Origin of the sequence: Streptomyces sp. NPDC059900, assembly GCF_050270335.1 — a bacterium.
Lineage (GTDB): Bacteria > Actinomycetota > Actinomycetes > Streptomycetales > Streptomycetaceae > Streptomyces.
On sequence record NZ_JBNNJZ010000396.1, the window covers coordinates 1 to 7,668 of the forward strand.

Consider the following 7,668-nt stretch of genomic DNA (forward strand, 5'->3'; position numbering starts at 1 on the left):
CTCTCCGACGTGTGGGACCGTCCCTTTTCCGGTGCGAGGGGGGAGGGCCCCCTCCGGCGTAGGACGTACGAAGGGTGCACAGATGACGGATTCGGCCCCGGAGCGGCTCACCATCACGCGGGCGACGCTCGACGACTGGCAGGTCGTCAGCGGATGGGCGGCGGACGAGGGCTGGAATCCGGGCCTGCGGGACAGCACGTCCTTCTTCGCGCAGGACCCGGACGGGTTCTTCATCGGCCGCATCGACGGCGAGCCGGTCTCCGCGATCTCGGTCGTGAACTACGACGAGTTGTACGCCTTCCTCGGCTTCTACCTCGTCCGCCCCGACCTGCGCGGCCGCGGCCACGGCCTCGCCACCTGGCAGGCGGCCCTCGCCCACGCGGGCACCCGCACCGTCGGCCTAGACGGCGTGGTGGCCCAGCAGGACAACTACCGCCGCTCGGGCTTCGAACTCGCCCACCGCACCATCCGGTACGCGGGCCCGGTGCCCGTGCCGCCCGGCGCAGCGCGGTCCCCGCAGATCCTGCCGGTCGAGGCCGCGGGCCTGCGGGCGATCACCGCGTACGACGCCGCGAGTTGTCCTGCCGACCGCCCGCGCTTCCTGGAGTCCTGGCTGACCGCTCCGGGACACCGCGCCCTCGTGCGCATCGTCGACGGCCGCATCACCGGATACGGCGTGCTTCGCCCGGCCCATGGCGCCCGGCGCATCGGCCCCCTGTTCGCCGATACGCGCGCCGACGCCGAAGAGCTTTTCGACGCCCTCACGGCGGAGGCGGACGGAGAGACCATCGTCATCGACGTCCCCGAAACCCAGCCGCATGCCGTCGCGATGGCCGAGGCGCGCGGCATGAAGCCGACGTTCGAGACCGCCCGTATGTACACGGGGCCGGTGCGGGAGATGGCCGGGGAGCGGATCTTCGGCGTGACCACGCTGGAACTGGGCTGACGGGCAGAGGCGGGCCGGACGAGCAGGGGCCGGCCCCGACCGGGCCCGGCCCCCCACGGTCCCTACGTGATCGTCAGCCGCTTCTTCGCCCCGGCCTCGGAGCTGTTGCCGACGTAGATGTCCACGGCCCCCTCCTCGACCCGGAACTCACCGTTCTCCGCGTTCGTCCAGAACCCGAAGTCGTCGGCGCCGAGCCGGAAGCGGACCGTCTTGGACTTGCCGGGCTCCAGCGTCACCCGGCGGAATCCGCGCAGCTTGCGCACCGGCTGCGTGATGCTCGCCGCGATGTCGTGCACGTACAACTGGACGACCTCGTCGCCCGCGCGCCCGCCCGTGTTGCGGACGGAGACCGAGACCTCCAGGGTGTCGCCCTTGCGCAGCGCACCCGCCGGCACGCGGTCGCGGCTGAGCTTGGGCTCGCCGATCTCGAAGTCCGTGTACGACAGGCCGTGGCCGAAGGCGAACTGCGGGTCCGGTGGCAGGTCGAGGTACTTGGACGTGTATTTGTTGTCCGCGCTGTACGGGCGGCCCGTCGACTCGTGGTTGTAGTGGCAGGGGATCTGGCCGACCGTGCGCGGGAACGAGACCGGCAGCTTGCCGCCCGGATTGACCTTGCCGAACAGTACGTCGGCGATCGCGTTGCCCGCCTCAAGGCCGGGGTGCCAGGCCTCCAGGACGGCGGGCGCCGACTCCAGCCAGCCGCCGACGGTCAGCGGGCGCCCGTTGACCAGGACCACCACGAACGGCTTGCCCGTCGCGGCGATCGCCTCGATCAGCTTCTCCTGTCCGCCCGGCAGACTGATGTCGCTGCGCGCGGCGGCCTCGCCGCTCATCGCCGGGGGTTCGCCGACCACGACGACGGTCACGTCCGCCTTCCTGGCCGCCGCGACCGCCGCCGGGATGCCGCCGGTGTCCGTGCCCTCGGCGTCGACGCCCTTGGCGTACGTCACCTTCGCCCGCGGGGCCGCGGCCTTCACCGCGGCAAGGACCTTGCCCGAGGGGAAGCTCTTCGCCGCGCCCGGAAACGTCCAGGTGCCCAGGAGGTCGTCGGAGTCGCCGAACGGGCCGACGACCGCGATCGACCCGGCGGACTTCTTGAGCGGAAGCGCCTTGCCGTCGTTCTTCAGGAGCACCATCGAGCGAGCGGCGGCCTCACGGGCCGCCTTGCGGGCATCGGCGGAGGGCTTGTCGATGGCGTCGTCCTCGTCGACGTACGGACGATCGAAGAGCCCGAGTGCGTGCTTCAGGCGCAGGATCCGTGCCACCGCCTCGTCCAGGCGCTTCTCGCTGATCCTGCCGCCGCTCAGCAGCTTCTTGCCGTTCTTGGCGAGGTCCGTGCTGGCCATCTCCATGTCGACACCGGCATTGAGGGCGAGGCGGGCCGCGTCGGCGCCGTCCTCGGCGAAGCCGTGCGCGACCAGTTCGTCGACGCCGTTCCAGTCGCTGACGACGAAGCCCTCGAAGCCCCACTCCTTGTACAGGACATCGGTGAGGGTGTGGGAGTTGCCGTGCGCCGGTACGCCGCTGATGGTGTTGAAGGAGGCCATCACCGTGGCCACGCCCGCGTCCAACGCGGCCTTGAACGGCGGCAGATAGTGGTTGCGAAGGCGCGACTCCGACACGTCGACCGTGTTGTAGTCCCGGCCGCCCTCGGCCCCGCCGTAGGCGACGAAGTGCTTGGCGCAGGCGGCGATGCGGTCCTTGGCGCCCAGGCCCGACCCCTGCTCGCCCTGGTAGCCCTCCACCTTCGCCACGGCGAACGCCGTCGTGAGGTACGGGTCCTCGCCGCAGCCCTCGGCGATGCGGCCCCAGCGCGGCTCGTGCGTGACGTCCATCATCGGCGAGAACGTCCAGTGCACGCCGTTCGAGCGGGACTCCTTCGCCGACACCTCGGCGTCGCGCCGGGTGACCTCCGGGTCGAAGCTGGACGCCTGGGCGAGCGGGATCGGGAACGTGGTCCACAGGCCATGGATGACATCGAGGCCGAAGATCAGCGGAATGCCGAGCCGGGACTCCTCGACCGCGATGCGCTGGAGGGCGTTGCTGCTCTTGGCGCCGAAGATGTTCAGGACGGAGCCGAGCCGTCCGGCGCGTGCCGCGTCCTCGACGTCCTTGGTCTCGCTGCCGCCGGGGCCGGTGCTGACGGACCACGGGAGCTGCTGCAACTGCCCCAGTTTCTCTTCGACAGTCATACGGTCGAGCAGCTTCTTGATGTGCGGGTCGAGGGGGGCCAGGGGACTCGGCCGCTGCGGTGCGGCCTCGGCGATTCCGGTCCCCGCAGCGGTCAGACCGCCTCCGGCGACGGCGGTGCCGCCGATCGCGGACAGCAGAGTACGCCTTCGTAGCTCTCGCATGTGTTCGCCTTCTCGCATCAGGAAGTCGACAACCTCTGTGATGGCCACAAGAGTTGAAGCGAAAGTACGTTCCTGCTACACGCGGGTCAAGGGATGCGGCAGGGACGCGCGGGGTCTCGTTCGGGTGTTCCGCCCCCGATGCTTGACCTCAAGGAAACTTGAGGTTTTACGTTCGTCTCATGAGCATGGAAACGACAGCCTGGAGCCAGCTGCAGAGCGTCATGCACGCCGAGCAGGACCGCCGTCCCTTCGCCCGCGCCACCTTGCGCCGCATCGGGACCTTCGCCCGCCCGCACAGACGCCGCATCGTCTACTTCGTGCTCCTGAGCATCGTCACCGCGATGCTCGCGGTGGCGACCCCCCTCCTGGCGGGCAGTGTCGTGGACACGATCGTCTCGGACGGGGAGCCCTCGCTCGTCGTCCGGTACGCCCTGCTCATCGCCGCCATCGCCGTCGCCGAGGCCGGCTTCGGCCTGCTCGGCCGCTGGCTGTCGGCGAACCTGGGGGAGGGGCTCATCCTCGACCTGCGCACCGCCGTCTTCGACCACGTCCAGCGCATGCCCGTCGCCTTCTTCACCCGCACCCGCACCGGCGCCCTGGTCAGCCGCCTCAACAACGACGTGATCGGCGCCCAGCGCGCGTTCAGCAACACGCTCTCCGGCGTCGTCGGCAACGTGGTCATGCTGCTCCTGACCCTGGCCATGATGCTGAGACTCTCCTGGCAGATCACGCTCCTCGCCCTTGTCCTGCTCCCCGTCTTCATCGTGCCCGCGCGCCGCATGGGCTCCCGGATGGCGAAGCTCCAGCGTGAGGCCGCGCACCACAACGCCGCCATGGGCACCCGTATGACCGAGCGCTTCTCCGCCCCCGGCGCCACGCTCATCAAGCTCTTCGGGCGTCCGGGCGCCGAGTCGCAGGAGTTCGCCACACGGGCCCGGCGGGTGCGGGACATCGGCGTGCGCACCGCAATGGCACAGTCCACGTTCGTCACCGCGCTCACGCTGGTCTCGGCGCTCGCCCTGGCCCTCGTCTACGGCCTCGGCGGCTACTTCGCCCTGAACGGCCACCTGGAAACGGGCGCGATCGTGTCCCTCGCCATGCTCCTGACCCGCCTCTACGCGCCGCTGACCTCCCTGGCGGGCGCACGGGTCGAAGTGATGAGCGCGCTCGTCAGCTTCGAGCGGGTCTTCGAAGTGCTCGACCTCAAGCCGCTGATCGACGAGAAGCCCGACGCACGCGAAGTCCCTCCGGGCCCGGTGGCGGTGGAGTTCGACGACGTCCGCGTCGGCTACCCGTCCGCCGACAAGGTCTCCCTCGCCTCCCTCGAAGAGGTCGCGTCGCTCGACTCCCGCGGCGGCGACGAAGTCCTGCACGGCCTGTCCTTCCGCGCCGAGCCGGGCCAGACCGTGGCGCTCGTGGGCTCGTCCGGCGCGGGCAAGTCGACGATCGCCCAACTGCTGCCCCGCCTGTACGACACGGACGGCGGCACCGTACGCATCGGCGGGGTCGACGTCCGCGACCTCTCGGCGGTGTCCATGCGCCGCACGCTCGGCATGGTCACCCAGGACGGCCATCTCTTCCACGAGTCGGTCCGCGCCAACCTGCTGCTCGCCCGCCCCGAAGCCACCGAGGACGACCTGTGGGACGTCCTGCGCAGGGCCCGTCTCGAAGACCTCGTACGCTCCCTGCCGGACGGCCTGGACACGGTGGTCGGCGAGCGCGGCTACCGCCTCTCCGGCGGCGAGCGCCAGCGGATGACGATCGCCCGGCTGCTCCTGGCCCAGCAGCGGGTGGTCATCCTCGACGAGGCCACCGCGCACCTCGACAACACCTCGGAGGCGGCGGTGCAGGAAGCACTCGCCGAGGCCCTGGAAGGCCGCACCGCGATCGTCATCGCGCACCGGCTCTCGACGGTGCGGTCCGCCGATCAGATCCTCGTCGTGGAGGCCGGGCGGATCGTGGAGCGCGGGACCCACGAGGAACTGCTCGCGGCGGGCGGCCGGTACGCGGAGCTGTACCGCACACAGTTCGCCGACAAGGCGGAGCAGGTGGCGGCGGCCTAGAACACGCAACACGCGCCGGACCGGCCGGAGTTACCCGGCCGGTCCGGCGCGTTTCCGTACGTATCTCCTAGTGCCGCGCGGCCGAGGCGCGCCGCAGACCGGCCGCCGCACCGGCGGCGCCCAGCAGGCAGAGCACGCCGGTCACGGTCACGGCCGTGTGCACGCCGTTCATGAACGCCTGACCGCTGCCGTCCACGACCGCCGCCTTCACCTGCGCGGACATGTCGGGCGACACCGGGGCCGCGCCCATCGCCACCGCGTCCCCGGCCTCCCGGAGCCCGGCCGCCACGGCCTCCGGGACGCCCGCGCCGGTCAGCTCACCGGTCAGTGTCGAGCCGACCCGGCTGCTGATGAGCGAGACCAGGACGGAGGTGCCGAGGGCGCCGCCGATCTGCAGCGAGGTGGCCTGCAACCCGCCCGCCACGCCCGCGTCCCGCACGGGAGCCTGACCGACGATGGCATCGGATGACGCGGACAGGACCATGCCCACTCCCAGGCCGAGCGCGACGAAGGGCGGCCACATCGTGGCGTACGACGAGCCGGTGTCCCAGGTGAGCATGCCGAAGGCGGCCCCGGCCTGGAGCAGCATGCCCAGCGGCATCGTCAGACGCGGTCCGAAGCGTGCGGTGAGCGCGGCGCCCAGCGGGGACGCCACCAGGGAGGCGAGGCTGAGCGGCAGGGTGCGCACACCGGCCTCGACCGGCGAGAAGCCGCGCACGTTCTGCAGGTACAGCATCACGAAGAAGATCACGCCGAGCATGACGAAGAAGTTGAGGGCGGTGATGACCGTGCCGGTGGTCAGCGCCCGGCTGCGGAAGAGCCGCATCGGAAGCAGCGGATGCGCCACGCGCGTCTCGTACCACCCGAAGGCGCCGAGGAGCAGCACACCGGCGCCGACGCATCCCAGGGTGCCCGCCGAGGCCCAGCCCCAGGTCTCGCCCTTGACGACGCCGAAGACCACGGACAGCAGCGCGACGGCGAGCAGGACGACCCCGAGGAGGTCGAACCGCGCAGGCTCCCCGGCGTTCCCGCTCCTGCTCTGCGGCAGCACGGCGGCGCTCACCAGCAGGGCGAGCAGGCCGATGGGGGCGTTGATGTAGAAGACGGACTCCCAGGAGACGTTCTCCAGGAGCAGTCCGCCCACGATCGGGCCCAGCGCGGTCGACACCGCCGAGACCATGGCCCAAATACCCACGGCCATCCCGAACTTGCGCGGCGGGAAGGCGGTGCGCAGCAGCCCCAGGGTGTTGGGCATCAGCAGCCCGCCGAAGAAGCCCTGCACCGCCCGGAAGGCGATGACCCCCTCGACCGAGCCCGAGAGGCCGATGGCGACCGAGGCGAGCGTGAACCCGACGACGCCGACCAGGTAGAACGTGCGCCGCCCGAAGCGGTCGCCGAGCTTGCCGCCCGGGATGAGCGAGGCCGCGAGCGCGAGCAGGTAGGCGTTGGTGACCCACTGGAGGTCCGCGGTGGACGCCTTCAGGGCGCGGCCGATCTCCGGGTTGGCGATGGCCACGACTGAGGCGTCGAGCTGGACCATGAAGAGCCCGAAGGCGACGGCGACCAGCGTCAGCCAGGGGTTGGCGCGCCGGCCGGCGGGCGCGGGTGCGGGCGCTCCGGGCGGGGAGTGTGCGGGCAGGGGAGAGGGATCCACGGTGGTGGACGGCATGAAGGTGCCTTGTCTGTCTGGGGAGTTCTGGATGAGGGGAGTTGCGCAAAGGCGCAGCGCGCAGGCAGCCGGAAGAGTCCCCGTGACGGGGAGGCGGCCTACTCCGCCGGAGGCGTGACGTGCAGCTGCCGTGTGAGCGAGGCGAGCGCGCCGACGGCCGAGCCCAGCGCGTCGCGCTCTCCCTGGGTGAGGAACTGAAGGGCGCGCGCGAGGTGTTCGCCTTCGAGGCGCCGGACCTCGGCCAGCTCGCGCCGGGCGCGGGAGGTCAGATGCAGATGCGCGATCCGCTTGTCGTCCGCGTCCTGCCGCCGTTCGAGGAGGCCCTGCTCGGTGAGCTGGGAGACCAGGGCACTGACGTTGTTGGGCCGCATCAGCAGCGCGTGGGCGGCCTCACGGACAGTGGTGCCTTCTTCTTGGGCCACCAGGCGCAGCAAGGCGAGCTGGGCCTCGGGGGGCTTGGGGCGCGCGAAGTCCCGGCCGACGTGCCGGTCCAGGGCGCGGTTCAGCGCGGGCAGGCTCGCCGCGAGGGCCGAGGCCACACGGTCGAGGTCCCTGGCGGACGCGCTGGAATCGGGCACGACGGGAGAGTACCTCTGCGCACATAGGTATGTCCAAAGACCCTTCCCGGTCTCGCTC

General features: G+C 71.2%; 5 protein-coding genes. 2 read left to right on the forward strand and 3 right to left on the reverse strand.

All coding sequences use genetic code 11. From position 1 onward, the window contains the following. The first annotated feature begins 82 nt into the window (after positions 1-82). The gene (locus ACQKIP_RS33800; RefSeq protein ID WP_365866961.1) at positions 83-946 is read left to right on the forward strand and encodes a GNAT family N-acetyltransferase; all 864 of its coding nucleotides are present in this window, start codon (positions 83-85) and stop codon (positions 944-946) included. A gap of 62 nt (positions 947-1,008) precedes the next feature. Here ACQKIP_RS33800 and bglX read toward each other — a convergent pair whose 3' ends face one another. Further along, positions 1,009-3,300, reverse strand: a complete 2,292-nt coding sequence (bglX, locus tag ACQKIP_RS33805) for a beta-glucosidase BglX (protein ID WP_365866963.1) — start codon at positions 3,298-3,300, stop codon at positions 1,009-1,011. A gap of 179 nt (positions 3,301-3,479) precedes the next feature. Here bglX and ACQKIP_RS33810 point away from each other — a divergent pair, with 179 nt between their 5' ends. After that, positions 3,480-5,363: an ABC transporter ATP-binding protein gene (locus ACQKIP_RS33810; RefSeq protein ID WP_365866965.1), complete on the forward strand. Its 1,884-nt coding sequence runs from the start codon at positions 3,480-3,482 to the stop codon at positions 5,361-5,363. A 67-nt stretch (positions 5,364-5,430) separates the two neighbouring features. Here ACQKIP_RS33810 and ACQKIP_RS33815 read toward each other — a convergent pair whose 3' ends face one another. Both ACQKIP_RS33815 and ACQKIP_RS33820 read right to left on the reverse strand, forming a co-directional pair. Then, positions 5,431-7,032, reverse strand: coding sequence for an MFS transporter (locus ACQKIP_RS33815; RefSeq protein ID WP_365866968.1), 1,602 nt, complete (start codon positions 7,030-7,032; stop codon positions 5,431-5,433). Positions 7,033-7,130: 98 nt separating this feature from the next. Then, positions 7,131-7,610 carry a MarR family winged helix-turn-helix transcriptional regulator gene (locus tag ACQKIP_RS33820; protein WP_365866969.1) on the reverse strand — a complete coding sequence of 160 codons (480 nt, stop codon included), beginning with the start codon at positions 7,608-7,610 and terminating at the stop codon, positions 7,131-7,133. Positions 7,611-7,668: the final 58 nt, after the last annotated feature.

What these genes read in the sequence shown, in the direction of transcription:
- bglX (WP_365866963.1), bottom strand. Translation starts at nt 3,300, where the DNA reads ATGCGAGAGCTACGAAGGCGTACTCTGCTGTCCGCGATCGGCGGCACC.
- ACQKIP_RS33815 (WP_365866968.1), bottom strand. Translation starts at nt 7,032, where the DNA reads ATGCCGTCCACCACCGTGGATCCCTCTCCCCTGCCCGCACACTCCCCG.
- ACQKIP_RS33800 (WP_365866961.1), top strand. Translation starts at nt 83, where the DNA reads ATGACGGATTCGGCCCCGGAGCGGCTCACCATCACGCGGGCGACGCTC.
- ACQKIP_RS33810 (WP_365866965.1), top strand. Translation starts at nt 3,480, where the DNA reads ATGAGCATGGAAACGACAGCCTGGAGCCAGCTGCAGAGCGTCATGCAC.